Source organism: Campylobacter concisus, assembly GCF_003048775.2.
In the GTDB taxonomy this organism is placed as follows: domain Bacteria; phylum Campylobacterota; class Campylobacteria; order Campylobacterales; family Campylobacteraceae; genus Campylobacter_A; species Campylobacter_A concisus_I.
The window spans coordinates 846,031-870,601 of the sequence record NZ_CP049272.1 but is presented as its reverse complement, the minus strand read 5'-3'; the positions used below and the strand labels follow the sequence as shown (position 1 = coordinate 870,601).

Annotated in this window: 29 protein-coding genes and 1 pseudogene; 15 read left to right on the top strand and 15 right to left on the bottom strand. The window is 36.6% G+C overall.

The genetic code is table 11. From position 1 onward, the window contains the following. Window positions 1-100 precede the first annotated feature (100 nt). From rho to CVT17_RS04370, 3 genes are all read left to right on the top strand, one after another. Window positions 101-1,441, top strand: coding sequence for a transcription termination factor Rho (rho, locus tag CVT17_RS04380; RefSeq protein ID WP_021090510.1), 1,341 nt, complete (start codon window positions 101-103; stop codon window positions 1,439-1,441). 439 nt (window positions 1,442-1,880) lie between these two features. Next, complete coding sequence (locus CVT17_RS04375) at window positions 1,881-2,063, top strand: hypothetical protein (RefSeq protein ID WP_141089842.1); 183 nt, start codon at window positions 1,881-1,883, stop codon at window positions 2,061-2,063. Window positions 2,064-2,152: 89 nt separating this feature from the next. Further along, window positions 2,153-2,605, top strand: a complete 453-nt coding sequence (locus tag CVT17_RS04370) for an outer membrane beta-barrel protein (protein WP_223154473.1) — start codon at window positions 2,153-2,155, stop codon at window positions 2,603-2,605. A gap of 48 nt (window positions 2,606-2,653) precedes the next feature. Here CVT17_RS04370 and CVT17_RS04365 read toward each other — a convergent pair whose 3' ends face one another. Both CVT17_RS04365 and nusA read right to left on the bottom strand, forming a co-directional pair. Then, window positions 2,654-3,133, bottom strand: a complete 480-nt coding sequence (locus CVT17_RS04365; RefSeq protein ID WP_107776206.1) for a GNAT family N-acetyltransferase — start codon at window positions 3,131-3,133, stop codon at window positions 2,654-2,656. Continuing rightward, window positions 3,133-4,236, bottom strand: coding sequence for a transcription termination factor NusA (gene nusA / locus CVT17_RS04360; protein ID WP_084041401.1), 1,104 nt, complete (start codon window positions 4,234-4,236; stop codon window positions 3,133-3,135). Before nusA ends, CVT17_RS04365 begins: the two co-directional genes overlap by 1 nt. A 172-nt stretch (window positions 4,237-4,408) precedes the next feature. Here nusA and CVT17_RS04355 point away from each other — a divergent pair, with 172 nt between their 5' ends. From CVT17_RS04355 to CVT17_RS04325, 7 genes are read left to right on the top strand one after another with little or no spacing between them, the layout of a single operon-like run. After that, complete coding sequence (locus tag CVT17_RS04355; protein ID WP_002941786.1) at window positions 4,409-4,651, top strand: HP0268 family nuclease; 243 nt, start codon at window positions 4,409-4,411, stop codon at window positions 4,649-4,651. Then, window positions 4,651-5,952, top strand: coding sequence for a tRNA (N6-isopentenyl adenosine(37)-C2)-methylthiotransferase MiaB (miaB, locus tag CVT17_RS04350; protein WP_107770414.1), 1,302 nt, complete (start codon window positions 4,651-4,653; stop codon window positions 5,950-5,952). The genes CVT17_RS04355 and miaB overlap by 1 nt, the downstream gene beginning before the upstream one ends. After that, on the top strand, window positions 5,933-6,712 hold the full coding sequence (locus tag CVT17_RS04345; protein ID WP_107770415.1) for a lysophospholipid acyltransferase family protein: 780 nt from the start codon (window positions 5,933-5,935) through the stop codon (window positions 6,710-6,712). Before miaB ends, CVT17_RS04345 begins: the two co-directional genes overlap by 20 nt. Continuing rightward, the gene (locus CVT17_RS04340; RefSeq protein WP_084041518.1) at window positions 6,702-7,148 is read left to right on the top strand and encodes a hypothetical protein; all 447 of its coding nucleotides are present in this window, start codon (window positions 6,702-6,704) and stop codon (window positions 7,146-7,148) included. Before CVT17_RS04345 ends, CVT17_RS04340 begins: the two co-directional genes overlap by 11 nt. 60 nt (window positions 7,149-7,208) lie before the next feature. After that, a complete protein-coding gene (locus tag CVT17_RS04335) occupies window positions 7,209-8,213 on the top strand; it encodes a hypothetical protein (RefSeq protein ID WP_107770416.1) in 1,005 nt (334 codons plus the stop codon). Continuing rightward, complete coding sequence (locus CVT17_RS04330; protein WP_107770417.1) at window positions 8,210-8,731, top strand: hypothetical protein; 522 nt, start codon at window positions 8,210-8,212, stop codon at window positions 8,729-8,731. Before CVT17_RS04335 ends, CVT17_RS04330 begins: the two co-directional genes overlap by 4 nt. Next, complete coding sequence (locus CVT17_RS04325; protein ID WP_107770418.1) at window positions 8,724-9,260, top strand: hypothetical protein; 537 nt, start codon at window positions 8,724-8,726, stop codon at window positions 9,258-9,260. Before CVT17_RS04330 ends, CVT17_RS04325 begins: the two co-directional genes overlap by 8 nt. Window positions 9,261-9,264: 4 nt before the next feature. On the opposite strand, the gene CVT17_RS04320 is transcribed toward CVT17_RS04325, so the two are convergent. The 7 genes and pseudogenes from CVT17_RS04320 to CVT17_RS04295 form a co-directional block, all read right to left on the bottom strand. Continuing rightward, complete coding sequence (locus tag CVT17_RS04320; protein ID WP_159070451.1) at window positions 9,265-10,269, bottom strand: hypothetical protein; 1,005 nt, start codon at window positions 10,267-10,269, stop codon at window positions 9,265-9,267. A 25-nt stretch (window positions 10,270-10,294) separates the two neighbouring features. Then, window positions 10,295-10,537, bottom strand: coding sequence for a hypothetical protein (locus tag CVT17_RS09565; protein WP_410470392.1), 243 nt, complete (start codon window positions 10,535-10,537; stop codon window positions 10,295-10,297). 78 nt (window positions 10,538-10,615) lie between these two features. Then, window positions 10,616-11,276: pseudogene (locus tag CVT17_RS09560) on the bottom strand (MBOAT family O-acyltransferase); the annotation flags it as partial. A gap of 405 nt (window positions 11,277-11,681) precedes the next feature. Further along, a complete protein-coding gene (locus CVT17_RS04310) occupies window positions 11,682-12,305 on the bottom strand; it encodes a tetratricopeptide repeat protein (protein WP_107770420.1) in 624 nt (207 codons plus the stop codon). Then, the gene (locus CVT17_RS04305) at window positions 12,306-12,959 is read right to left on the bottom strand and encodes a tetratricopeptide repeat protein (RefSeq protein ID WP_103577262.1); all 654 of its coding nucleotides are present in this window, start codon (window positions 12,957-12,959) and stop codon (window positions 12,306-12,308) included. It lies immediately after the preceding gene. Window positions 12,960-12,969: 10 nt separating this feature from the next. Next, window positions 12,970-14,310: a dihydrolipoyl dehydrogenase family protein gene (locus CVT17_RS04300; protein WP_107770421.1), complete on the bottom strand. Its 1,341-nt coding sequence runs from the start codon at window positions 14,308-14,310 to the stop codon at window positions 12,970-12,972. A gap of 2 nt (window positions 14,311-14,312) precedes the next feature. After that, on the bottom strand, window positions 14,313-14,633 hold the full coding sequence (locus CVT17_RS04295) for a type II secretion system protein (protein WP_103560313.1): 321 nt from the start codon (window positions 14,631-14,633) through the stop codon (window positions 14,313-14,315). 77 nt (window positions 14,634-14,710) lie between these two features. On the opposite strand from CVT17_RS04295, the gene CVT17_RS04290 reads away from it, so the two are divergent. After that, window positions 14,711-15,262, top strand: coding sequence for a tetratricopeptide repeat protein (locus tag CVT17_RS04290; RefSeq protein ID WP_087578743.1), 552 nt, complete (start codon window positions 14,711-14,713; stop codon window positions 15,260-15,262). Window positions 15,263-15,286: 24 nt separating this feature from the next. On the opposite strand, the gene prfB is transcribed toward CVT17_RS04290, so the two are convergent. Further along, window positions 15,287-16,387 carry a peptide chain release factor 2 gene (gene prfB / locus CVT17_RS04285; RefSeq protein ID WP_107770422.1) on the bottom strand — a complete coding sequence of 367 codons (1,101 nt, stop codon included), beginning with the start codon at window positions 16,385-16,387 and terminating at the stop codon, window positions 15,287-15,289. A 121-nt stretch (window positions 16,388-16,508) separates the two neighbouring features. Between prfB and panC the strand changes: the two genes are divergently transcribed. Genes panC through tilS form a run of 3 tightly spaced genes read left to right on the top strand, consistent with a single transcriptional unit; the run spans window position 16,509 to window position 19,680 of the window. Next, complete coding sequence (gene panC / locus CVT17_RS04280) at window positions 16,509-17,330, top strand: pantoate--beta-alanine ligase (protein ID WP_107770423.1); 822 nt, start codon at window positions 16,509-16,511, stop codon at window positions 17,328-17,330. Between the two features lie 2 nt (window positions 17,331-17,332). After that, complete coding sequence (rimO, locus tag CVT17_RS04275) at window positions 17,333-18,643, top strand: 30S ribosomal protein S12 methylthiotransferase RimO (protein WP_107770424.1); 1,311 nt, start codon at window positions 17,333-17,335, stop codon at window positions 18,641-18,643. Continuing rightward, window positions 18,640-19,680: a tRNA lysidine(34) synthetase TilS gene (tilS, locus tag CVT17_RS04270; RefSeq protein WP_107770425.1), complete on the top strand. Its 1,041-nt coding sequence runs from the start codon at window positions 18,640-18,642 to the stop codon at window positions 19,678-19,680. Before rimO ends, tilS begins: the two co-directional genes overlap by 4 nt. On the opposite strand, the gene CVT17_RS04265 is transcribed toward tilS, so the two are convergent. Beyond that, the gene (locus CVT17_RS04265) at window positions 19,677-20,603 is read right to left on the bottom strand and encodes a ribose-phosphate pyrophosphokinase (protein ID WP_021090753.1); all 927 of its coding nucleotides are present in this window, start codon (window positions 20,601-20,603) and stop codon (window positions 19,677-19,679) included. The genes tilS and CVT17_RS04265 overlap by 4 nt on opposite strands. Window positions 20,604-20,830: 227 nt before the next feature. Between CVT17_RS04265 and CVT17_RS04260 the strand changes: the two genes are divergently transcribed. Continuing rightward, window positions 20,831-21,190 (top strand): DUF488 domain-containing protein, encoded by a 360-nt coding sequence (locus tag CVT17_RS04260; protein ID WP_107770426.1) that lies wholly within the window; start codon window positions 20,831-20,833, stop codon window positions 21,188-21,190. A 9-nt stretch (window positions 21,191-21,199) separates the two neighbouring features. On the opposite strand, the gene CVT17_RS04255 is transcribed toward CVT17_RS04260, so the two are convergent. The 4 genes from CVT17_RS04255 to CVT17_RS04240 form a co-directional block, all read right to left on the bottom strand. After that, window positions 21,200-22,024: a pyridoxamine kinase gene (locus tag CVT17_RS04255; protein WP_107858664.1), complete on the bottom strand. Its 825-nt coding sequence runs from the start codon at window positions 22,022-22,024 to the stop codon at window positions 21,200-21,202. Continuing rightward, window positions 22,025-22,891 carry a radical SAM protein gene (locus CVT17_RS04250; protein ID WP_107858710.1) on the bottom strand — a complete coding sequence of 289 codons (867 nt, stop codon included), beginning with the start codon at window positions 22,889-22,891 and terminating at the stop codon, window positions 22,025-22,027. Window positions 22,892-22,937: 46 nt separating this feature from the next. Beyond that, window positions 22,938-23,960 carry a uroporphyrinogen decarboxylase gene (gene hemE / locus CVT17_RS04245; RefSeq protein WP_107858665.1) on the bottom strand — a complete coding sequence of 341 codons (1,023 nt, stop codon included), beginning with the start codon at window positions 23,958-23,960 and terminating at the stop codon, window positions 22,938-22,940. A gap of 92 nt (window positions 23,961-24,052) precedes the next feature. Further along, window positions 24,053-24,559, bottom strand: a complete 507-nt coding sequence (locus CVT17_RS04240) for a YqhA family protein (RefSeq protein WP_087578735.1) — start codon at window positions 24,557-24,559, stop codon at window positions 24,053-24,055. Between the last annotated feature and the right edge of the window lie 12 nt (window positions 24,560-24,571).

Below are 24,571 nucleotides of genomic sequence, written 5' to 3'. Positions count from 1 at the left end.
GACAACAAAGTTTTATTTTTATAAAATGCCAAAACTTTCAAAAACTTCTTTTTGAAACCTAGAAATTCTGCAAAATTATCCCCGCATTTAAAGAGGAAAAATGGAAAATAACCAAACCGAGCAAAGTGCTGCTCAAAACACAAAAACTACAAAAAAACATCAAGCATCAAGAACACACATACCAGTAGACGGACATAAGATCGAAGAGCTAAGAACGCTTAGTTTAGATGAGCTAGTGCAGATCGCAAATAGCGTTGGTGTCGAAAATCCACGAGAATTTCGTAGGCAGGATTTGATATTTGAGATACTAAAAACCCAGACAAAACAAGGCGGCTTTATACTATTTACTGGAATTTTAGAGATCACAAACGAGGGCTACGGCTTTTTAAGAGCTGTTGATGCGAATTTAAGCGACAGTTCAAACGATGCATACGTCTCAAACTCACAGATCCGTAAATTTGCACTTCGCGTGGGCGACATCATCACCGGCCAAGTGAGAGAGCCAAAAGATCAAGAAAAATACTACGCTCTTTTAAAGATCGAAGCGGTAAATTATATGCCTCTAGCAGACGCAAAAGAGAGGCCACTATTTGACAACCTAACCCCGCTTTTTCCAACTGAAAAGCTAAATTTAGAGTATGATCCGATGAAGCTAACTGGCCGTGTGCTTGATCTTTTCACGCCTATTGGCAAGGGTCAGCGTGGCCTCATCGTCGCACCTCCAAGAAGTGGTAAAACTGAGCTTATGAAAGAGCTAGCTCACGGCATCGCTAAAAATCACCCAGAAGCCCAACTAATGGTGCTTTTGGTAGATGAGAGACCAGAAGAAGTTACAGACATGCAGCGCTGCGTAAAAGGCGAGGTATTTAGCTCGACATTTGACCTGCCAGCGCTTAACCACGTCCGCGTAGCAGAGCTAGTCATCGAAAAGGCAAAACGTCTAGTTGAGATGGGTAAAGATGTCATCATCTTGCTTGATAGTATAACCCGTCTAGCACGCGCCTACAACACAGTAACCCCGCCAAGTGGCAAGGTGCTAACAGGCGGCGTGGATGCAAACGCGCTTCACAAACCAAAACGCTTCTTTGGTGCAGCTAGAAACATAGAGCACGGCGGCTCTCTAACCATCATCGCAACCGCTCTTATCGACACTGGCTCACGTATGGACGAAGTTATATTTGAAGAGTTTAAAGGCACTGGAAACAGCGAGATCGTGCTTGACCGTAACATCTCAGACCGCAGAATTTACCCAGCTATCAACGTGCTAAAATCAGGCACCAGAAAAGAAGAGCTACTTCAAAAACCTGATGAGCTTCAAAAAATTTGGGCTATTCGCTCTGCGATCGCGACAATGGACGATGTCGAAGCGCTTAAATTCTTATACGCAAAAATGCTAAAAACAAAAGATAACAAAGAGCTTCTCTCTATCCTAAACGAGTAAAATTAACTGAGCTTGAAGCACTTGCTTTGAGCTCAAATTTCTTTTTTACACCAAATTTATCAAAAAATATTTCATAAATTTATTAGTTTAATTTTTTCAGTTTTATTTTTTTGTAAAATCCGAATTTCTAACTTTTACAAAAAGGAAAAATATGAAAACAAAAGTCGTTTTTTTCAGTCATTACAGCAACACTTACTTTTGCTCTAACTGGATGTGGTGAGCCAACTACTTTGGCTAAAATTTGTAAAGCTGATATGGGTAGTATCAAACATTTTAAAGGCGAAGTAAGGGTTTATAAAAGGGTAAATTTTGACTAGGAATATAATATAGAGACCAAGAAAAATGAATTAAAAGAAGATGGTATTAAAGGTTATCTGATAGTCGATAAAGATACGAAGGTTGATCTAGAAAATTTAACGTAAAAGCCGTGGCTTTTAGTATGCCAAAAGGTAGTATACCTAAAAATATACTACATATGTATATCTTAAAAAAATATGATGACATAAGCGAAGGTAATAAAACAGAAGTTTTGGCAACTCTAGAAACTTTAAATCCAAGATGTAATGTAGATGGTAGTCTAGAACTTAAACAAAAAGATACAAAAATAATTGCAATAAAATAACAAAAGGTGGTTAACCACCTTTTAAAAACTTATATCATCTCGCTTTAAATTTTATATAACATATCCCGCCTACAAGCATCTCGCTCTGTTTGATAAGCTCATCAAATTTTGGACTAAAAGCTGGCTATGATTTTGATAGTTTTAGAGTTTATGGAGCTTACATTTACGACTTTCAAGCCAAAAAGTCACTTGGCGATGAAGGCGGCACAGTAGTAAAATGGAAAACACACAAATTTATAGTTGGAGCAGACTACACTCCAAGCGTAGCAAAAGATCTTAAATTAATTCTTGGTGGCTACACTGGCTACTCAAAGCTTAAAATGGATGTATTTGACACTCATGATGGCTCGGAAAAAGCTAATACAAATGGCTGGATGCTAGGTGCAAGAATTGGTGCTGAATACTCTATCAACGAAAACAATGCAGTTGAATTTGGTTTAAAAGCCGATAGAACAAAATGTTGCTCTATAGCAAAATATGATAATGCAAAAATAAAAGAGACAAACGTTGGTATTTACATGGGATATACATATAAATTTTAATCACCCACAAGCTCAAATTTCAAAGCAAATTTGAGCTTTTATTAAAAACTATAAATTTAAAAGTTTTTCTAAATTTTCACCGTCCAAGCGGTAGTTTCTCCACTCAAGAGATTGATTTTTAGCACCCAAGCTTTCATAAAATTTAATACTTGGCTCATTCCAGTTTAGGCAGCACCACTCAAGCCTTTTTAAATTTTCATCCTTGCAAATTTGAGCTAAAAATTTAAAAAATGCCTTGCCGATACCTTGATTTCTAAACTCTTTTTTGACATAAATGTCCTCAAGATAGATCCCACCAAGCCCCAAAAATGTAGAAAATGTATAAAAATAGATAGCATATCCTATCACCCTGCCCTCACTCTCGCAGATAAGGGCTTTTGCGTGTTTTTTATTAAAGATGGAGTCTGCAAAAATTTCATTTGTAAAAGTGACTTGATCGCTCAAATTCTCATAACTAGCAAGCTCTCTTACAAGCTCGCAAATTACATCTATATCGGCTCTAGTCGCTTTTCTTATTTGAAATTTCATTAGTTATCGCCAAAAAGTGCTTTTAAGTCTTTGATTGGCTCATTATTTTCTGCATTGCTACTAGTTTTTGAGCCAAGTTCATTTAGCTCGATCTCATAGCCAGTTAGCATGCTTGCCAGGCGGATATTTATGCCGTTTTTGCCGATAGCTTTGCTCTTTTGCTCGCTTGCAAGCGTTACGATTGCCTTATTTTCTTCGATCTTTACAGATGTGATGATCGCAGGCGCCATAGCGCGAGCCACCAAGATCGCTGGCTCTGTGGTGTATTCGATTGCGTCGATACTCTCACCATGAAGCTCTTTGCTTACGGCATTTATCCTAACACCCTTTGTACCGACCGTTGCGCCAACTGGATCGATGTTTGGAGTAGTTGAGATGAGCGCTACTTTAGCCCTTTCACCAGGGATCCTAGCGCTTCCTTGTATGATGATACCACCGTCTTTTATCTCTGGCACTTCTGAATTTAGCAGCGCTTCAAGAAATTTAGGTGAAGTCCTTGAAAGCTCGACCTTTATACCTAAATTTTTATCTGTAAAAACTTTTCTAATGACTGCTTTTACCACGTCGCCCACTTTAAATTTCTCGCCTTTTATGCGGTTTTTGCGTGGTAAGATGGCACGAAGCTCATCTATCTCGATAAAAGTGTTTTCATCGTTATCGACTCTAACAACCGGACCAAAGACCATGTGACCACTCATCTCATTATATTTTTGTAAAATTTTCTCTTCGACTAGACGCTGGATGTGATACTCAAGCTCCTTGTGAAGCGTTTGGGCGGCGGTTCTGCCAAGGTTATCAAGGCTTAGTTCGTAAGTGAGCTCATCGCCGATCTCTACGCCGCTATCTATCTTTTTAGCCTCTTTTAAGCTTAAAAAGTGTTCATTGTCTTCAGCAAGTCTCTCATCGTCGTTTGCTACGATTGAAATTTTTTGATAAAGCTTTAAATTTTTATTTGCATCGATACTCACGTCATACTCATAATTTTCGCCATAAACTCTTTTTGCAGTGTTTATCAAAGCTCTTATGACACGCTCTTTTACATCTTCTATCTCTAAATTTTTCTCATTTGCAATTGACTCGATGATATCTGAAATTCTTTCCATTTTTTCTCCATTGTAACGATAAATTTCGGGGATTTTTCGTGAGGTTTTGAAATTATACATAAGCCATACTTTTAATAACTTTAAGCTTATTATCAACTTTTATTTAATCCTTTTTTTATGATGTTTTGGATATATTGACCGATTAAAATTTAAGATTTTGAAAGGATTAAAAATGGAGCTAAAACTTGCAAGAGCCGAATTAGACGCAAAGCCAAAAACGATTTCACTAGAAAAAATAGAGGCAGCTGTCGAAAAAGAGGGTCAGAAAATTTTCTATTTTGATAAAGAAAACACACACAAACAACTAATCGCCCTAGTAGAGCATTTTGAAGAAAAAGGGCTAAGCGTCTATCACAGAACCGTAAAATACGGACTTGATGATAGCGACTACATGTATGAAGTGCATATACTTTAATGAGTAAAAAACTCTTTATCCAAACTTTAGGCTGTGCTATGAATGTTCGTGACAGCGAGCATATCATAGCCGAGCTATCACAAAAAGAAGACTACTCCTTAACACAAAATATCGAAGAAGCTGATTTAATCCTTATAAATACTTGCTCGGTTCGTGAAAAACCGGTTCATAAGCTCTTTAGTGAAGTCGGCGCATTTGAAAAAGCCAAAAAAAGAGGAGCTAAAATAGGCGTTTGCGGTTGCACTGCAAGCCATTTGGGTAGCGAAATTTTTAAGCGCGCACCTTACGTTGACTTTGTCCTTGGCGCAAGAAATGTTAGCAAGATCACAAAAGCTGTAAATACACCTAAATTTATCTCAACCGATATCAACCACGACGAGAGTGAATACGCATTTGGCGAATTTAGAGGCTCGCCATACAAAAGCCACATAAACATCTCGATCGGCTGTGATAAAAAGTGCACCTACTGCATCGTCCCGCACACCAGAGGAGATGAAATTTCTATTCCTTCAAGCCTTATCTTAAAAGAGGTAGAAAAGGCCGCAAAAAGCGGTGCAAAAGAGATATTTTTACTAGGGCAAAATGTCAATAACTACGGCAAAAGATTTTCTGGCATGCAAGAAAATATTGATTTTAGCGACCTGCTAGTAAAGATAAGCGAGATAGAGGGCGTTGAAAGGATAAGATTTACAAGCCCACACCCACTTCATATGGATGATAAATTTCTTGAAATTTTCACTAATAACCCAAAAATTTGCAAGTCAATGCACATGCCACTTCAAAGCGGAAACACCAAAGTCTTACGCGAAATGAAGCGCGGATATACAAAAGAGTGGTTTTTAGACCGCGCATTAAGACTTAGAAAGATGTGCCCAGATGTAAGCATCTCAACTGATATCATTGTTGCATTTCCAGGCGAGAGTGATAGCGAGTTTGAAGATACGATGGACGTGCTTGAGCAAGTTAGATTTGAGCAAATTTTTAGTTTTAAGTATTCGCCACGTCCGCTCACAAAGGCAGCTACTTTCACAAATCAAATAGATGATAAAACCGCTTCAGAAAGGCTTACTCGCCTACAAAATCGCCACAATAAAATTTTAGACGAGATCGTGGCGGCACAAAAAGATAAAATTTTTGATGTATATTTTGAAGAGCTAAGAGCAAACGGCGGCGTTGCTGGGCGAAGCTTTAATAACTTTTTAATTCAAGTTGATGGAAGCGAAGAGCTTCTTGGCACTACACAAAAAATCAAGATCACAAACCCAAAACGAATGGTTTTGTATGGCGAGCTGCAAATTTAAAAACGTCTTTGAAAAGGTCGCCCTAAGCATTGGCGTCTTTTTCATCTACATTTTGATGTGGCTCATTTTTCTAACCTGCAAAAAGAGCTACACTCCAAATTTCTTACCACAAAATGGCTGCGTCGTAGTCTTTTGGCATGGCAGACTTAGCTTTATGAGCTTTGCCTATAGACGCTGGTGGAGCAGACAAAATAGAAAACAAGGTAAGGTGATAATCAGCGACCACAAGGATGGCGAGCTAATCACTAGAATAATCAAATTTTTTGGCATCGGCACCATTAGAGGCAGCAGCTCAAAAGGTGGCGCAAGAGCACTGATAGAAGCTCTAAGAGAGATAAAGCAAGGCCACGACGTCATCATCACGCCAGATGGTCCAAGAGGACCAAGGCACAGCGTGGCAGACGGAGCTGCTGTGATCGCACAAAAGTCATCTTGTGAAATTTATGCTCTAAATTTTGAAACAAGCTCGTTTTGGGAGTTTAAAAGCTGGGATAAGATGATACTTCCAAAGCCATTTTCAACTATAAATTTTAGCCTCTCAGCCCCTTTTAGCGTGGCAAATTTAGATCAAAAAGAGGCAAAAGAGAAGATACAAAACGAGCTTTGGCAGGCCTCGCAAAACGACGGTGGTAAGAGCGTGGAGCAAAACCAAGAGGACTTTAGAGCAAATTTAAAAATTTGGTGGAAAAAGTATGCGCATAAAAATCCGCAAATAAGAGACGAGATAAAAGAAATTTTGGATGAAATTTATGAAAAATAAACTATCTATTTTTATAGCCATCTTTCTAATTGTTTTATTCGGACTATTTTTTTATAGCGACAACTCCTACAAACTCGCCCTTGAAGCAAAATTTTTATACGAAAACAAAGAATATGAAAAGGCTTTAAATTTAAGCCAAAAAGCACTTGATATAGATATTTATAACAAAATGGCAAATACTGTGCTAAATCAAAGCAAGGCTGCTATCAAATTTAGCTCATACATAAAAAATGGCAAAGAGTATCTTGAGCGTATCAAAAAAATGAGCCAAAGTAGCATCAGCAAGGCTGATAGTGAACGCATTAAGATGATGTGTGATGTGATGATAGAGGATTTTGACGACCTTAAAAACTCGGCCTTACTTGATAGTGAGCTAAAAAATGAAGCTTTAAATACAAAAGAGATTTTCGTTAAGCTTAAAAACGAGCTGTTTTAAACTTATTTAATCCCTTTTTAGCTACCATAACGAAAATTATGCACTAAATTTAGGAGATTTATGTCTTTTAGCGTCAAAAAGCTTTTTTCTAACCTTTTTTTAAGCGTCGTGTTGGAGGGCAATGAGTGCATATTCTTCGGTCAGGTCTTTAGAAATGGCAAACTTTTAAAAACCATAAACGCTAAATTTACAGATATAAATATCGATAATATCGATGAGAAAATCATAAAATACATAGAAGAGCAAGAAAAAGCATATTTTGGCGTATATGTCTCAGTTTTTTTTAACGACGACTCGCAAGGCGCACTTCCTAGTGTTAGCTTTGATGAATACAAAAAATTTAATATAAATACTAAAAATCTTACAAGCCTTATCATGCAGGATAGCTGGAGTATTTATGCAAATTTAAATGCTATAAAAAAATATAAAAATTTATTTGGACAAGATAGCGTGGATCTCATCTACTCACCTATTGCCCTACTCTTTTACGAGCTTTTAAAACGCGGAATTTCTCCAAAAACTACACTTTATCTTTATATCCATGCACATTCGTTTACGCTTGCGATATTTAAAGATAAACAAATGAAGTTATCCACTTTTTTAAATATGGCTGGTATTGAGGAAACTAATCAGGAAGCTGAAAGCCTAAAAGAAGAAGATATAACAGATATTGATAACTTAATCATTAAAGAAGAAAATGACGCAACGTCGCTTGATGATTTTAAAAGTTTAGATGATTTTTTAAGTGATGATAAGCCAAAAGAATTTGAAGATCTAAACTATGAACTAAACATGCCAGCTTCTACAAATGTAGAAAGATCGGTTGCTATTTTTGGGTATGACATGAAGATGTTTGATTACATCGTAAAGGCTGTAAAAGAATTTTACGAAAATCCTCTCTACGGCGGTGATTTTATTGAACAAATAATTGTTTTTGAAAATACAAAAACAAGTGCAACCTTTTTACAATATCTGCAATCTGAGCTTTTAGTGGAGACTTCGGTGTATCCAGTGAATACAAATCATATTATGAATGAAATCATGCAAGAAGAGATAATATTATGAGATTTAGCTTTATTACTCTGGAACCAAGACCACTTATATCTATCTTTAGCAAAATTTGGCTAAGCCTTATAAGCTTTGTGTTTGTAGCTCTTTTGGCAACAAATTTCTTTATACTCTATAAAAATTATTCAATTGAAAAAAATATAAATTTTTTATCAAATGAGCAAAAAGAACTTAGTCAAAAAATAGTCACAACAGATGAAATTTCAGCTAAGCTCACCGTACAAATAGAATCTGCAAATGATATCTTCACGTCAAATTCTATTCTCAAGCAAAGCTTGCACAATCTTTTTGACCTAGTGCCTGACAGCATAACGCTTGAAGAGGTTTTTATGGATAAAAACTCACTCATCATTCGTGGTATAACGCCGACAAAAGATGTATTTAATCAGCTTCTAGCTTCACCTTTAAGATCTATTTTTACGACTTCAAATACTAGCTTTTATCAAAGTAAAAACGGCTGGTACGGCTTTATAAGCACAAATAAAATTGATAATTCTGAGGGATATAATGAGTAAAAAAGATACGAGCTTAGAAAAAATAGATCCCGTCAAGCTTTTACTTTTTATATTTGCTTTTATTGTAGTTTGCTTCATTATGATATTTGGTTTTATCGTCCCAAATATAAAAGAATTTAAAAGCCTAACTAGACAAAATTATTCACAAACCTCATCTTACACAAAAGTAAAAAATGAATTTGAAGCCAAATTTAAAGCTCTTGAAGCAACCAAACAAAAAGATGGAGCTATCATTTCAGCTTTTGAGAATAAATTTGATAAAGATAAATTTATAGAATTTGCCTCTAAATTTTTCAGTGAAGTAAGCCTTAGTAAAATAGAAGAAAGTGATAATAATGCTAGTGAGAAATTTTTTAGATTTCGTCTAAATGTAACTAGCTCTCTAAGGACGCCACAAAAATTTTATGACTTTTTAGATGCGCTTAGCAGCTATGACAGTATCGTAAAGACCGAATTTCCTATCGTCATGAAAGGCGAAAAGGATAAAATCCATACTACTTTTAATATAAAAGTTTTTGGGTTGAAGTAAGAAACTAAAGTCCACCGTTAAGATAAAGTTTAACCAAAAACTCACTATATCTTTTTCTACCAAGATAGTTTAAATGTTCCCAATCAGATAATTCTTCATCGCCAAATTTTAAATTTGTAAGATCAACAATTTTGGCATTTTTGATGGCTGATATTATTTCATTTATACTATATTGAAGTCTCATTCCATCAAACATTGGTTCAAGTAAAATAATTACTTTCATGCCGTTTTTAACCAGTGGATCTATTATATAATTTTGCATGTATTTTAATGTGTTTAAATTCAGCTCTTTTAATTCAATAACCTTGCCATAATTCTCTCTCGGTATTGTATTTGCAAAAAGTATATTATCACCATTGCTACATTTTGCAACAATAATCTTTTTGTCTTTTGTAAAATTTGAATTTACTTCACTTGTGTTAATTAGCTCGCAATCACTATTTGCTTCAATATTAAAGAAATTTTCTACACTAAAATTATTTACATTGGTTGCAGTCTTTGGTGTAAATTTACCATAAGTCATAATTACTCTATTATAGATAGCTTCAGAGTATCTTAAAAATAAATGCAAGCTTGCTAAATAATCTGGCAGTGTTTTTAAAAACGTTATCTTATTTGTGCCAAAATTTGCCATTAGTTCATCAGTGGTATAAATTTTGACATCTCTCTCAATATAATCTTTAAAAAGATCGCTAACTCTTATACTAACAACAACCTCTTTTGCACCAACTTTTTTAATAGCATTTACAATAAAAGGATAGTCACCTATAAAATTTCCAGAAACGCCAAAATTATAAATACCAATATTATTTTCTTTAAAAATGTTTGTTGAAATATGATTAAACGTCCTACTGCTTCCAACAAAAACGATATCCTTTTGTTTTTCGCTATTTATCTTAAAGTGCTCCGCTTTTGAAATTTTATTATCAACGAAATTTGTCTTACTTGTTCTACTTTCTGCAAAAACATAAAGTACAACATCAAGCCCAACCATAGCAAATACTACCAAAGACAGGCATAGAAATATTTTTTTCTTAAAATCTAAAGTATAAAAATTCACTCGCATTATTAAGCCTAATTACCAAGATTGATATAAATAAAAAGAAAGATGTTGCAAAAATTTGCCAGATAGTAAATTTAAATTTCTTATCAAATGCCATTTGCATAGAGTTTTTAAAAAGCAAAACAACCAAAAAAGCTAAAACGACAAAAAATATCTCAAGATAGTTAACGTCTATTTTAAACTCACCAAAAAACATCCCTCGGATCACTTTCATGGCATCTTCAAAGCTTTTTGCCCTAAAAAATATCCATGTAAAATTTACAAAGTTAAAGGTGATGATCCAAGCAATGATTTTATTTAATTTAAAATTTAACTTTTGCCAACATCTGTGAATAACAATAGCAACACCATGTAAAGCACCCCAAACAACAAATGTCCAAGCAGCCCCATGCCAAAGACCGCCTATCAAAAATACCAAAAACAAATTTAGATAGGTACGGCTCTGCCCCCCCCCTATTTCCCCCAAGTGGGATATATATGTAGTCTCTTAAAAAACATGATAGTGTAATGTGCCACCTATGCCAAAAATCCTGAATATTTAAAGCCTTATACGGGGAGTTAAAATTTATGGGAAGCCTTATGTTAAAAAGTAGCGCAAGACCTATCGCCATATCACAATAACCACTAAAATCAAAATAAAGTTGAAAGGTATATGAAAGTGACGTCGCCCATGCTTGCAGAAAAGTCAAATTTCCTTCCACATCAAATCCAGTATTTGTAAAAATCGAAAAAATATCAGCAACCACACTCTTCTTAAATAGCCCCATGCTAAAAACAAAAAGCCCAAGAGCTATAAATTTATAGTTTTTTATAAGATTAAATTTATTTGTAAACTGAGGCATCATTTCTTTGTGATGCACTATCGGACCAGCAATAAGCTGTGGAAAAAATGTTATAAAAAGGCAGTAGTTTAAAAAACTATTCTCTTTTGTCTGCTTGTTATAACTATCCACTAGATATGCTATTTGCTGAAATGTGACAAAACTAAGTGCTAGCGGCAAAGCGATATGAAGTAGACTTAAATTTGTATTTGCTATAGCGTTTAAATTTGAAATTAAAAAATCAGCATATTTAAAATATCCAAGTAAAGCGAGATTGCAAACTATACCAAAAACTAAAATAGCTTTACTATGATGTTTTGCAAGAAATTTTGAAATAAAAAAGTTAAAGATAATGCTTCCTAGTAAAATCGGCAGATAATAAACACTCCAATAAGCATAAAAAAATAAACTAGCACTCACTAAAAAAGCTTTTGCAAGAGTGCTTAGTCTCTTTTTATTTAGAAAAAAATATACAAAAAATACAAGTGGTAAAAATACAAATATAAAGGCATATGAGTTAAAAAGCAATTTTATCCCTTATTTTCTATCCACACATTTGCCAAGCTGGCAGGCTCTTTTGTAAAGTGCGTCCGCCTTTGTTTCGTCCCCGCTTAGCTTTGCAAGCAAAAAGCACGACTGAGCATACTCAAGTTCGCAACTCTTAGCCAAAAGCCTTAGCACTCTAGCCTCAGCCTTGTTTCTATCTATCTTATGAGTCTTTAAATTTTCGCTTTCGATGTAGGATTTTAGCCCCATAGCCTCATTATAACAGCCAACGCCATCGCCACTATCACAAGCTAGTTTATAAAGCTTTAGAGCTTTTTCCATATCTTTTTGCTCATTAACAAGCCCTTGCTCATAGATTTGACCTAAATTTGAGCAAGCCGTAGCAAGCCCAGCATTGCAAGCTTTTTCGTAGTAGTCTTTTGCTTTTACAAAGTCTTTTTCGTTGCTAAAATTTACAGCTAGGTTGTTGCAGTCGATATTATTTCCACTCTCGCAGTTTTGCATCATCTTCTCTTTTTCAAGCTCAATACGCTCCGTCCTAGCCTCTTCATCACTTTGCCAAAAGCCAAAGCTTACCATCTTTTGCCACGACCAGCAACCACTAAGCATAAAGCCCATAGCCAAAATAAGACCAAATTTTAAGACCTTTTTCACTTACATTCCTAGCTTTGTGCCTAGTCTTTTCATCTGCGGGCATGCCTTGCTTAGCCCACGAAAGCAAGCGACTTTATAAATTCCATAAGCCCTTTTTTCGTCTTTATTGACACCAAGACCAAGCTCATACATCGCTCCGATATTAGCACAACTTGGCAAATCGCCAGCATTGCATGCATTTGTATAAGCTTGCATTGCTAAGTAATAATCTTGCTTAACGATCTCACCTTTTCTATAAGCATTGCCTAAATGATAGCAAGCTTGCATGCCTCCGCCATTGCAACTTTCTTTATAAATCGAAATTGCCTTTTTTGGATTTTTTTTGACTCCGAGTCCAAGCTCATAAAGAGTGCCCAAATTTGCACAACCGACTTGCACCTTAGCATCGCAAGCCTTTTTATAATTTGTTAAAGCATTTTCATATTCTTTTAAAAGCTCGTAATTTACACCCAAATCGTTGCAAGCTTCCGTATCGCCTTCTTCGCATTTTGGTATTAAAATTTCGATCGCATTTCTTGAAATTTGCTCTTTATTTTGCACTATTTTTTCATCCTTTGGTTGCTGCCACGAATCATCTTGTTTTTGTCCTACACCAATCACGTTTAAGCAGCCAGTGAAAAATAAAGCCGATAAAAGCAATAAATATTTTTTCATTCTTTTCCTTTTAAAATTGTCCAAATAAGTCATTTAGTGCTTCACTGATACTTGGATGAGTGAAAATTTGATTTTTAAAGAAATTTGCATTTGCTTTTAAATTCATAGCAATTGCAATTTCATTTATCAGCTCATTTGCATAGATGCAGTGAAAGCTAGCACCCAAAATTTCTCCACTTTGTGCATCAACGATAGCTTTTAGCATGCCTACATCGTGATTTAGTACTTTTGCGCCTGGTACTGTTGCCATGCTAAGCTTTAGCTCTTTAAAATTTAGCCCAAATTTACTAGCCTCTTTTGCATTTACTCCAACTCTTGCTAGCGGAGTGTCGGTAAATAGCACATTTGCGTGAATACTTCTATTTTTAGTATTTCTCTTTTTATCACCAAAAATTTGTGAATAAACTATCCTAAAATCATCCAAGCTCGTATAAGTAAAAAGCTCTCCGCCGCGCACGTCGCCTACCGCATAGATGTTTGGTACATTTGTTTGAAGGTTTTCATTTGTCTTTATAAAACCTTTTTCATTTAGCTCAACTCCAGCAGCTTTTAAATTTAAATCATCTACATTTGCTACTCTGCCAAGTGCGATCAAAAATGCATCAGCTCTAAGACATCTTTGCTCGCCATTTTGCTTGAAATTTAATACATTTTCTTTAATGCACCCTATCTCGCAACCCTCTAAAATTTCAACGCCTTGGACTCTAAGAGCTTCTTTTACGCTATTAGCTATATCATCATCTTCGTTTTTAAGTAGTTTTGAACGCCCTACGATAGTCACTTTTGAGCCAAAATTTGCAAACATTGATGCAAACTCTATACCGATAAAACCACTACCGATAATGACAAAATGCTTTGGTAAATTTTTTAGATCAAGCAAAGTTTGGCTTGAAAATACATTTGAGCTTACAACCTCAAAAGGAGTATCTGCCTCTTTTGAGCCACTATTTATGATAATAAAATCGCCCTCTATTATCTTTTTCTCACCACTTGGCGTTGTTACAAGTACGCTATTTTCACTAGCAAATGAGCCAATACCATCGATCACATCTATATTTTCTTTATCATTTAGCATTGCGTAGTTTTTAGCATTCAAAGCTGAGATTAGTTTATTTTTATTTTCCACACTAAGCGTGTAATATTCGCTTTCAACACTATTATTTACAAATTTTGCCTCTTTAGCGGCTGTTATTAGACGCTTGGTTGGTATGCAGCCAACATTTATGCAAGTACCTCCATACATCTTTGGTGATCTCTCTACAAGAGCTACTTTTTTGCCAAGTGCGGCAGCTTTAACCGCTAGCGTTTTGCCAGCTTTTCCAAAACCAATAATTACAATATCATATTTCATTTTCAGTCCCTTATCTTTCCAATTACATAGTAAGTTGTTTCATTTATCTTTTTTAGCTCCATTTTATATTTATTAGCCCAGTTTTTTATGATTTCATCAACTCGCTCTTTTATTTCATTAACGGTAGCTACATTTTTTATCTTTAGTCTATCTTCACTTCCACTCATCGCCACAAAACAAAGGTGTGGCTTTAAATGATCATTTAGTTCAATTATGCTCTTTGGCAAAAGACCATCAGTATTGTTTAAAATTCTACACATTTGAGCAGTGGTCGTTTCATTGACGTTATAGCCAAGCTGGATTAAAAGTGCATTATGATCCATATCGTTCCTTTTGCTTAAAATTTTCGGGCATTATAAGATAAAATTGGATAAAATCGCCTAAATTTTCAAGGACAAATATGAAAAAATTTATCATTTTTGTGTTTAGTGTTTTGCTATTTTGGGGATGTTCATTAGATCAAATTTCACAAAATTTTGGCCTTAGCGAGCCACCACTTGATCCAGAGGTCGAACAAATAGCAGATGCTATATATCTATACAATGAAGGTAACTATCCAAAAGCTTGCAAGAGATTTTACGACTACGCAAAAGATGGAAATGTTCTAGCCATGCAGCAAACTGGCATTTGCTTTCGTGACGGCAAAGGCTTTAGCAAGGATATCTTAAGGGCACTTTTTTGGTTTGAGACAGCTGGCAGATACGGCAACATAGACGGACTAAGAAGTGCTGGATATATATACGAATACGGCCTTGGGGTCAATAAAAATTTAGAAAAAGCGATATATTTTTATGAAAAAGCTACAAGCCTTGGCTCAAGCGAGGCTAGCTACGATCTAGGGCTTATCTATCTAGGCAAAAATGACTATAAAAAAGCTAGAATTTATCTTGATGAGGCTTGCTTTAAAGGCAAAGAAGAAGCCTGCACAAAGCTAAAAGAGATGAAATTTTAGCTCCCATCTCTTTTTGTAAATTTATTACGCCTCAGCCTTTTGAGCGATCAAGACGCCTTCTATCATCTTTTTGATGTCACCATCAAGTATCGCATCAGTCTGTGAGTATGCCTCGCCGCTGCGGTTGTCTTTTACTTGCTGATATGGGAAAAGCACGTATGATCTTACCTGATGACCCCAGCCGATCTCGCTCTTTTCGACGCTGTTGCTCGCCTCTTGTTGTTTCATTAGCTCAAGCTCGTAAAGGCGTGATTTTAGCATTTTCATCGCTGTGGCTCTATTTTTGTGCTGGCTGCGGTCATTTTGGCACTGCACGACGATGCCAGTTGGTATGTGCGTGATGCGAATGGCAGATTCAGTCTTGTTTACGTGCTGACCGCCTGCGCCACTGGCTCTATAAGTATCTATCTTTAGATCTTTTTCCTCGATCTCGATCTCTATGTCATCATCTATCTCAGGGCTTACCATGACGCTAGAAAAGCTTGTATGACGGCGCCCTGCGCTATCAAATGGGCTTGTGCGAACGAGCCTGTGGATACCATTTTCTGCTTTAAAGTACCCATAGGCATTTTCACCTTTTACTATAAAGCTCACGTCCTTTAGCCCAGCCTCTTCGCCCTCTTGAAAGTCAAGAGTCTCGACCTTAAAGCCCTCACGCTCACAAAATCTAAGATACATCCTATAAAGCATACTCGCCCAGTCATTACTCTCAGTGCCACCAGCTCCAGGATGGATCGATACGATCGCGTTTTTGCCATCATCTTCGCCACTTAAAAGCATAGAAATTTCAAGATTTACTATCTTTTCATCTAAATTTTTAGCGTCATCAAAGAGAGAATTTATAGTCTCTTCGTCATTTTCAGAATTTGCTAGCTCAAAAAGCTCCTTTGCATCACTTACTGCCTGATTAGCATCGTTAAATTTTGCAAGCATATTTGAAATCTTAGTTTTTTCCTTATTTAAAGCACCAGCCTTAGCGATATCTTGCCAAAAATCAGGGTCTTGCTCGGTGGCCTCGATCTCTTTTAGTCTAGCCTTTATCTCGTCAGGCTTTACGATAGAGCCTATGTTTTCAACTTTTGTTTGTAGCTTCTTTAAAAGCTCGTTGTATTCGTAACTATCCAAGTTTTTCTCCAAAAATTTTTGGCGATTTTAGCCAAAAGTTGCTTACATTTTTAAATTTACGCCCTTTTAATCCTTTTTTGTTAAAATGCCAAGTTAAAATTTCAAACAAAAAGAGTCAAAAATGCAAATCATAAGAACTATAAAGGAACTTGAAAATTTCGTCTCTAGCACAAGCGCAAAGATCGGTTTTGTGCCGACCATGGGCGCACTTCATGACGGACACGTTAGCCTTATTAAAAAATGCGTGAACGAAAATGAGATAAGTATCGTCTCAACATTCGTTAATCCAACTCAATTTTTACCAGGCGAAGATCTAGACAAATACCCAAGAAATGAGCAAAACGACATTAAAATTTGCGAGCAAAACGGCGTTAGCGCTATCTTTATCCCAGATGCTGGTGAGCTTTACTTTGAAGATGAACCTCTAATCGTTGCTCCAAAGAAATTTTCAGCCATCTTAGAGGGCAAAACTAGGCCTGGACACTTTGACGGCGTATTAAGAGTGCTAAACAAGCTATTTCGCCTAACTCGTGCAAATAGTGTTTACATGGGCAAAAAAGACACACAACAACTAATCATCGTGCAAAATATGATAAAGACATTTTTCCTAAACATCGAGCTAGTGGCTTGCGATATCGTTAGAGAGCCAGACGGACTTGCACTTTCAAGTAGAAACGTCTATATCTGTGACGAAGATAAATGTAATGCTCTAAGGCTTTCAAGATCGCTAAATAAAGCACAAAATTTGATCCAAAACGGCGAAGAGGACGCAAGCGAGATCAAAACAAAGATGCTTGAAGTGCTAGAGCCGTTAAAGGTTGATTATGTCGCAATTACGGATAGAAATTTAAATGAAATTTCCAAAATAGAAAAAAATAACACCATCATTTTAGTAGCAGCTTGTGTTGGCAAAACTAGACTAATAGACAATATCTGGATATAAAAATGCCAAAGCTTCACTTAATTTCACTTGGCTGTAACAAAAATTTAGTTGATTCTGAGATCATGCTTGGTAGATTGCAAAACTACGATATTACCGATGACATCAGTGACGCTGACGTTATCATCGTAAATACCTGTGGCTTTATCAAATCCGCCAAAGAAGAGAGCATACAAACCATACTTGAGATGCACGAAGCACGTAAAAATGGCTCTTTACTAGTAGTAACTGGCTGTCTTATGCAGCGCTACAAAGACGAACTCATGAAAGAGCTACCAGAGGTTGATCTCTTTACCGGTGTGGCTGACTATGACAAGATCGATGAGATCATCTTAAAAAAGCAAAATTTATTTAGCCCACAAACTTATCTACAAGCAAATGAAGAGCGTGTGATAACTGGCTCAAACTACCACGCCTACATCAAAATTTCAGAGGGCTGTAACCAAAAATGCAGCTTTTGTGCCATTCCAACTTTTAAAGGCAAACTAAAATCACGCTCACTTGAAAACATCGTAAATGAGGTTAAAAATCTAGTCAAAAAAGGCTACTACGACTTTAGCTTTTTATCTCAGGACTCAAGCTCATATATGCGCGATCAAGGCGTTAACGACGGGCTTATAAATTTAATAGATGAGATAGAAAAGATAAAGGGCGTAAGGAGTGCCAGGATACTTTATCTCTATCCAAGCACGACTAGTAAGGAGCTAATTGAGCGTATCATCGCCTCGCCTATCTTTCACAACTACTTTGACATGCCGATTCAGCATATCAGCGAAGACATGCTAAAGATAATGAAGCGTGGAAGTGGCGCTAAAAAGATAAAAGAGCTTTTAAATTTAATGAGAGATGCCGAAAATTCGTTTTTACGAACTGGTGTCATCGTGGGTCATCCAGGAGAGAGTGAGGAGGATTTTGAGGAGCTTTGCGAATTTTTAGAAGAGTTTAAATTTGATAGAATTTCAGCCTTTGCCTACTCAAAAGAGGAAGATACGGCATCTTTTGAAATGAAGCAAATCCCAGCCAAAATTATTTCAAAAAGACTAAACAAGATAGAAAAGATCACCAAAAAATCGATAAATGAGAGCTTGCAAAAAGAGATTGGTAAGCAAATTTATGCTTCTCTTGAGGGCGAAAGCAGCGAGGGCGAGATGTTTTACGCAGCCAAAAAAGATATCTGGGATAAAGATATAGACGGAGAAATTTTAATAAACGAGAGCGATGTAAAAGAGCTTGAGATCGGCTCGCTCTACCTCTGCGAGGTCACTGACGTGGTCGATCAAAAGCTGATCACTAAAATCATCAAAAAAGCAAAATGATAAGTCAAAATGTGCGAGAGAGGCTAAACTTAGGTGCAAACCTGTTTGCATTCTCGCACGGTATAGACAGCACCGCACTTTTTTATATTTTAGAAGAGGCTGGGATCAAATTTGATCTAGCGATGGTTGATTACAATGTTCGAGAGCAAAGTAAAAGCGAAATAGAAAGTGCAAAAGAACTCGCAGATAAATTTGGTAAAAAAATTTATACAAAAAGCGTTTTTTTAGATAAGTCAAATTTTGAAAAAAATGCGCGCGAGGTAAGATATGAGTTTTTTGGAGAAATTTGCCAAAAATTTGGCTATGAAAATTTGATCCTAGCGCATCAGTTTGATGATAAATTTGAGTGGTTTTTGATGCAGCTTAGTAAGGGTGCTGGACTAAAAGAGCTCTTTGGCATGAGCGAGCTTGAAAAAAGAAAGCACTTTTGGCTAGTTAGGCCGCTTTTAAATTTACGCAAAAAAGAGCTTCAAAACTATCTTGATGAGCGAGGTTTGCGCTATTTTGTCGATGAGACAAATTTAAAAGGCGAGTTAAAAAGAAGCTTCATGAGGCTAAATTTTAGTGAGCCATTTTTAGATAGATATTTTATTGGCGTGCAAAAGAGCTTTGAGTTTTTAGAAGCCGATAGACAAATTTTAATGCCAAATATCACAAAAATAAGTGATGAAATTTTTATCATAAAAAATGATAGTAATGCGATACGAGGCGTTGATATGGCGGCAAAAGAGCTAAACGTGCTTCTAAGCAAAGCGCAAAAAGAAGAGCTAAGTGCAAATTTAGCAAAGCAAACAAGCGTGGTACTAAGTGGCAAGATAGCTGTCGGATACGCAGACACTTACCTTTTAGTAACTCCATTTTGCAAAGCCATAATGCCAAAAATTTTTAAAGAGAAGGCTAGAATTTTAAAAATTCCAGCTATAAATAGAGGCTATCTTTTTGCTATAAATTTTGATTTATCAAAATTAAATTCTAATAAGCATTTAAAGATTTGGCTTTTGCCTGAAGCACTCCAAACAAAAGCCAAAATCAATTAAAATAAGCTATTTACGCTTTCATTGTGATATACACGGCGTATCACTTCGCCAAATAAAGAAGCAGCACTTAGCACTTTTATACAAGGAAGCTCCTCTGCTAAAGGTATCGTATCTGTTACCACTAGCTCATCTAAAAAGCCCAGTTTTAACCTATCGTAAGCTGGTCCACTAAGGACTGGATGCGTACAAAATGCCATAACGCTAGTTGCGCCACGCTCTTTAAAAATTTCAGCTGCTTTTACGATCGTACCGGCTGTATCGATCATATCATCAACCAAAATCACATCTTTGCCATTTACGTCGCCAATTATATTCATCACTTCGCTCTCGTTTGCTTTTTCGCGGCGTTTATCAACAATAACCATGTCAAGATTTAGATTTTTAGCCAAGGCTCTAGCACGAGCCACGCCGCCTACATCAGGGCTTGCAACGATTGGATTTGGTAGATTTTTAGCTCTTACGTAGTCATTAAAAATGATGCTTCCATAAAGGTTATCAACCGGAATATCAAAGAATCCTTGAATTTGTCCTGCGTGAAGATCCATAGTGACGACTCTATCGATACCTGCTGTTTGCATCATGTTTGCCACTAGCTTTGCAGTGATCGGTACTCTAGGAGCTGCTTTTCTGTCTTGTCTAGCGTAGCCAAAATACGGCACAATCGCTGTTATAGAGCTTGCACTACTACGTCTTAAAGCGTCAGTTAAGATAAGTAGCTCCATTAAATTTGTATTTGTCGGTGCACATGTTGGCTGAATGACAAAAACATCTTTTCCGCGCACGCTCTCGCCGATTTGCACGCTGATCTCTCCATCGCTAAATCTTTTTATGCTTGCCTCGCTAAGAGGAAGTGAAAGATATTGCGAAATTTTCTTTGAAAGCTCAATATTAGCCGTTCCTGAGAAAATTTTATAGCCTCTCATAATGATAACCTTTTTAGTGATTTTTATGTTGGGATTTTATCGAAACGAGCTTTAATTTAAATTTATTCTTTTTAGGACTATTTTCTAGCCCTAGTTTAATTCTTATCGCCACAATCAAAAATTTGAGCTTTGATTTTACAAACCTTAAAATTTAAACAAGTATAAAAAATATAAGATAACTAAGAATATTTTTTTATTTATAAACGTTATAGGATTACAATCACAACATGTTTAAAGCTTATAGAATTTATGATTTTATCAAAGATGATAGTTTGGATATGAAGGCGGCTTTTGTTGATAGACTCTATCCAAGAGGAATAAAAAAAGAAATATTTTCAAATTTCCTTTGGTTAAAAGATATCACACCAAGCACTATTTTAAGAGAGTGGTTTCATGAAGATAGAGAAGCTAGATTTGATGAGTTTTGCGAAAAATTTGAGCTCGAGCTTGATAATGAAAAAGCGCAATCTTGCTTTAAAATGTTAAAAAAACTAGAAAAAGAGCATGGCGATATAGCACTTCTAACAGCGAGCAAAGATATAAATCTTTGCCATATCGTTGTGTTATTAAAGATTTTAAATAAGTAGTTTGCCCGCCTATTTCGCAAGAGTACCAAGTACCTTTTCAAACTGCACACCATACCATGTGCGGTTCTTATCTTTTAGCGTGATTTTAATGCTACTGAGCACAAAATTTGCCGCCTTTTTTATAGCAGTTTCTATCGTTTTGCCATTTACTAGCGAGCCAAAAAGCACTGAAGCAAATATATCTCCAGTTCCACTCGTGTGAAATGGTAAAAATTCATGGAAATACTCTACTTTCTCTTTTGTCTTTGCGTCGTAAGCTATGATGCCACATTCATTTTGTTTATATCTAATGCCCTTTAGCACGATCTTTCTAGCTCCAAAGCTAGCTAAGCCTTCAAGCAACTCTAAAATATAATCTTGCGTATAGTCACTGCCAAAAAACGGCATCCCACACATAAAGCTTGCTTCAGTTATGTTTGGCGTGATGACGTGAGCCTTTGTGCAAAGCTCACGCATTTTCATAACAAATTTTTCATCAAATCCGTGATAGAGCTTGCCATTGTCGCCCATGCAAGGATCTACAAGTATTAGTGAAGTAGAGTCATTAAACTCATTAAAAATTTTCTCTATCAGCTCAAGCTGACTAAAGCTACCTAAAAATCCGGTATAAATTCCATCAAATGCGATATTTTCTTTGTGCCATACTCGTGTTATTGCGTCAAATTCATCAGTCAGATCACGAAATGTGAAATTTTTAAAGCCAGTATGAGTCGAAAGTAGTGCAGTAGGCAATATGCACGCCTCAATGCCTTGAGCGCTAATTATTGGAAGTGCAATGGTAAGGGAGCATTTGCCAACGCACGAGATATCTTGTATTGTAAGGATTCTTTTCATTTATGCTCTTAGTTTGTAAAATTTTACCCCAGCAACATCGGCTAGATAAACCACATCTTGTTGCAAGAGCTTGTTTAAAATTTGCTTTGAGTGTTCTGAGAAATTCTCTTCAACATTTGCAATAGTTTGCGGACGACGCCTTAGCATTTCTAAAATTTCATCCTCACTAAAGTTATACTTTTGCTCTATTTTGTGAGCCTTAGCTATATTAACCGGTACGCCACTTATCTGCTTGGCTAGCTCCTCTAGCTTTTTGGCGTCTACACCCTTTACATTGTAAGCTGGCGGACGATCTATCGTGCCAATATCCACTCGGTGCGGAGCTATCTCATTTATCGCCACATTGAGTGCTATAAATTCCTCTTCTTTGTCGTTAAATCCAGCCACAACCAAAATTTCAAGCACAAGTTCGCCCCTAAATTCCTTACGAAATTTAGCCATTGCTTTTATGAGCTCGCTAACTTCTATACCGCTTTTGTTGCGGTCTATCTTTTTAAATGTGCTTTGCACTGCGCTATCCAGGCTAAATTTAACTATATCAAGCCCATGTAGCGCTTCACAAATTTTTGGATCACACACGCCTGAGCCATTACTCAAAATAAGTGTTTTTGCGCTACCTTTTAGCTCATTTACTTTTGCTATCAGCTCTTTTAAGTACGGGTAAAGAGTTGGTTCGCCATTTGCTGTAAGCGTGATGACGTCGATATTTTGATGAGTTTTTAATGCTTCTTTTAAATCGCTTATGATCTCATCAACGCTTGGCGGATTTTCTATTGTTTCAACAGTCTTTGCGCCACTTAGCTCGCAATAAACACAGTCAAAATTACATGATTTTTGTTTAGGGCTTAGATCGATGCCAAGGCTCATGCCAAAACGGCGAGAATTTATCGGTCCAAAGACGATGCAAGGCTTGCTACCTTGCACTTTTTGTCTGTACCTGTTTTATAAAATATTTTGCATTCTCAACTGGCACATCAGGCAAAATTCCATGACCAAGATTGAAAATATGTGGCACACCTTTCATAGTGCTTAAAATTTTATCCACACCTTCATCTATCGCCTTTTTGCTATAAAGCCTTGTTGGCTCCATGTTGCCTTGAAGGACGTATCTTGGGCTAAGTTTTTCTTTTGCTAGCTCAATTGGCGTGCTCCAATCAACGCCAAAAACGTCAAATTTACCTGAAATTTTATCCAGATAGCCGCTTATACCTTTTGGAAAAACGATGATCGGGATCTCTGGAAATTCAGCCTTGACGCTATCAACTATTTTGTTTATGTAGTTAAATCCAAACTCAAAATAAGCCTGCTCCTCAAGCGCAGCCGCCCAGCTGTCAAAAATTTGCACGGCATTTACGCCAGCTTTTATCTGCTCTTTCACGTAAAAGATGAGAGCTTGCGTCACTTTTTCTAAAATTTGATGTAAAAATTCTGGATTTTGATAGAGCATTTTTTTGCAGACCGCATAGTTTTTGCTGCCGCCACCCTCTATCATATATGTAACTATCGTCCACGGCGCGCCACAAAAACCAATGAGCGCCTTATCTTTAGCCAAATTTTCTCTTGTAAGCTTTATCGTGTCATAGACGTATGCTAAGCCTTTAACCGATCTTTCGATACTAAGCGCATCAAGTGTGGCCTCATCACGCAAAGGCTCACTAAAAACTGGCCCTTCGCCCTTTTCAAAACGTAGATCCATGCCCATTTCAAGAGGTACGACAAGGATATCGCTAAACAAAATCGCCGCATCAACGCCAAGAATTTCAACTGGTTGAAGCGTAACTTCGCTAGCCTTTTTGTAGTCTTTGCAAAGAGATAAAAAATCCCCTGCTTGCGCGCGTACTCGCATATACTCTGGCAAATATCTGCCAGCTTGGCGCATCATCCAAACAGGCGTATAAGGGGTAGGTTTTTTAAGACAAGCGTCTATAAAAATCATTAAATTTCCTTTAAATTTTTAAAGGGATATTACCTAAAAATAGCTAAAGAAAAGATGTAGGAGAAATTTTAAGCGTAAAAACGCTTAAAATTTTAGTGATCTCCCTTGTGAAGGAAATAAAGTCCAAGACAAAGCGCTAGGATAGAAGCCGCAAGATAAGCCATCTCAAGCGGTGTTGTAAAGTTTGCGTGAAGCACCCTTTGGAAGAAATTTACGATTAAGACCATGACGATCACTTTGCCAAGCTTGTCTTTTAGCTCATCAAGCGAATGCACTTCAAGCACCTTACTCTGCTTTGACTGCTTTAGCTGTGTGATCTCTGAGATGAAAAGCTCATAAATTCCGAAGCTAAATATATAAAGAACAAGTGCCATTAAGTATAGATCGATCGCTCCAACTATCTCACCGACAACTTCTGAGTGGAAATTTTCAACGTGAAAATCTGCAGCAAAGAAATATTTATAAACCTCTAGAAGTACTTTGCCGACGTCGTAACTTGCGATGATAAAAAGCACGATCGCGCCTAAAAGTCCAAAAACTACTGGAAAAAGTGTAAAGCTGTTGCTTGCAAGTAAAATTTTTTCAAATATCTTACGCAATAAAAATCCTTT

Excerpts from the sequence above, each read along its gene's own strand:
- CVT17_RS04300 (WP_107770421.1), bottom strand. The coding sequence starts at position 14,310 with ATGAAATATGATATTGTAATTATTGGTTTTGGAAAAGCTGGCAAAACG.
- nusA (WP_084041401.1), bottom strand. The coding sequence starts at position 4,236 with ATGGAAAGAATTTCAGATATCATCGAGTCAATTGCAAATGAGAAAAAT.
- CVT17_RS04335 (WP_107770416.1), top strand. The coding sequence starts at position 7,209 with ATGTCTTTTAGCGTCAAAAAGCTTTTTTCTAACCTTTTTTTAAGCGTC.
- CVT17_RS04325 (WP_107770418.1), top strand. The coding sequence starts at position 8,724 with ATGAGTAAAAAAGATACGAGCTTAGAAAAAATAGATCCCGTCAAGCTT.
- hemE (WP_107858665.1), bottom strand. The coding sequence starts at position 23,960 with ATGATTTTTATAGACGCTTGTCTTAAAAAACCTACCCCTTATACGCCT.
- CVT17_RS04290 (WP_087578743.1), top strand. The coding sequence starts at position 14,711 with ATGAAAAAATTTATCATTTTTGTGTTTAGTGTTTTGCTATTTTGGGGA.
- CVT17_RS04295 (WP_103560313.1), bottom strand. The coding sequence starts at position 14,633 with ATGGATCATAATGCACTTTTAATCCAGCTTGGCTATAACGTCAATGAA.
- CVT17_RS04260 (WP_107770426.1), top strand. The coding sequence starts at position 20,831 with ATGTTTAAAGCTTATAGAATTTATGATTTTATCAAAGATGATAGTTTG.
- panC (WP_107770423.1), top strand. The coding sequence starts at position 16,509 with ATGCAAATCATAAGAACTATAAAGGAACTTGAAAATTTCGTCTCTAGC.
- CVT17_RS04375 (WP_141089842.1), top strand. The coding sequence starts at position 1,881 with ATGCCAAAAGGTAGTATACCTAAAAATATACTACATATGTATATCTTA.
- tilS (WP_107770425.1), top strand. The coding sequence starts at position 18,640 with ATGATAAGTCAAAATGTGCGAGAGAGGCTAAACTTAGGTGCAAACCTG.
- CVT17_RS04345 (WP_107770415.1), top strand. The coding sequence starts at position 5,933 with ATGGCGAGCTGCAAATTTAAAAACGTCTTTGAAAAGGTCGCCCTAAGC.
- rimO (WP_107770424.1), top strand. The coding sequence starts at position 17,333 with ATGCCAAAGCTTCACTTAATTTCACTTGGCTGTAACAAAAATTTAGTT.
- rho (WP_021090510.1), top strand. The coding sequence starts at position 101 with ATGGAAAATAACCAAACCGAGCAAAGTGCTGCTCAAAACACAAAAACT.
- CVT17_RS04250 (WP_107858710.1), bottom strand. The coding sequence starts at position 22,891 with ATGAGCCTTGGCATCGATCTAAGCCCTAAACAAAAATCATGTAATTTT.
- CVT17_RS04330 (WP_107770417.1), top strand. The coding sequence starts at position 8,210 with ATGAGATTTAGCTTTATTACTCTGGAACCAAGACCACTTATATCTATC.
- CVT17_RS04355 (WP_002941786.1), top strand. The coding sequence starts at position 4,409 with ATGGAGCTAAAACTTGCAAGAGCCGAATTAGACGCAAAGCCAAAAACG.
- CVT17_RS04365 (WP_107776206.1), bottom strand. The coding sequence starts at position 3,133 with ATGAAATTTCAAATAAGAAAAGCGACTAGAGCCGATATAGATGTAATT.
- CVT17_RS04255 (WP_107858664.1), bottom strand. The coding sequence starts at position 22,024 with ATGAAAAGAATCCTTACAATACAAGATATCTCGTGCGTTGGCAAATGC.
- CVT17_RS09565 (WP_410470392.1), bottom strand. The coding sequence starts at position 10,537 with ATGAAAGTGATCCGAGGGATGTTTTTTGGTGAGTTTAAAATAGACGTT.
- CVT17_RS04340 (WP_084041518.1), top strand. The coding sequence starts at position 6,702 with ATGAAAAATAAACTATCTATTTTTATAGCCATCTTTCTAATTGTTTTA.
- miaB (WP_107770414.1), top strand. The coding sequence starts at position 4,651 with ATGAGTAAAAAACTCTTTATCCAAACTTTAGGCTGTGCTATGAATGTT.
- CVT17_RS04265 (WP_021090753.1), bottom strand. The coding sequence starts at position 20,603 with ATGAGAGGCTATAAAATTTTCTCAGGAACGGCTAATATTGAGCTTTCA.
- CVT17_RS04305 (WP_103577262.1), bottom strand. The coding sequence starts at position 12,959 with ATGAAAAAATATTTATTGCTTTTATCGGCTTTATTTTTCACTGGCTGC.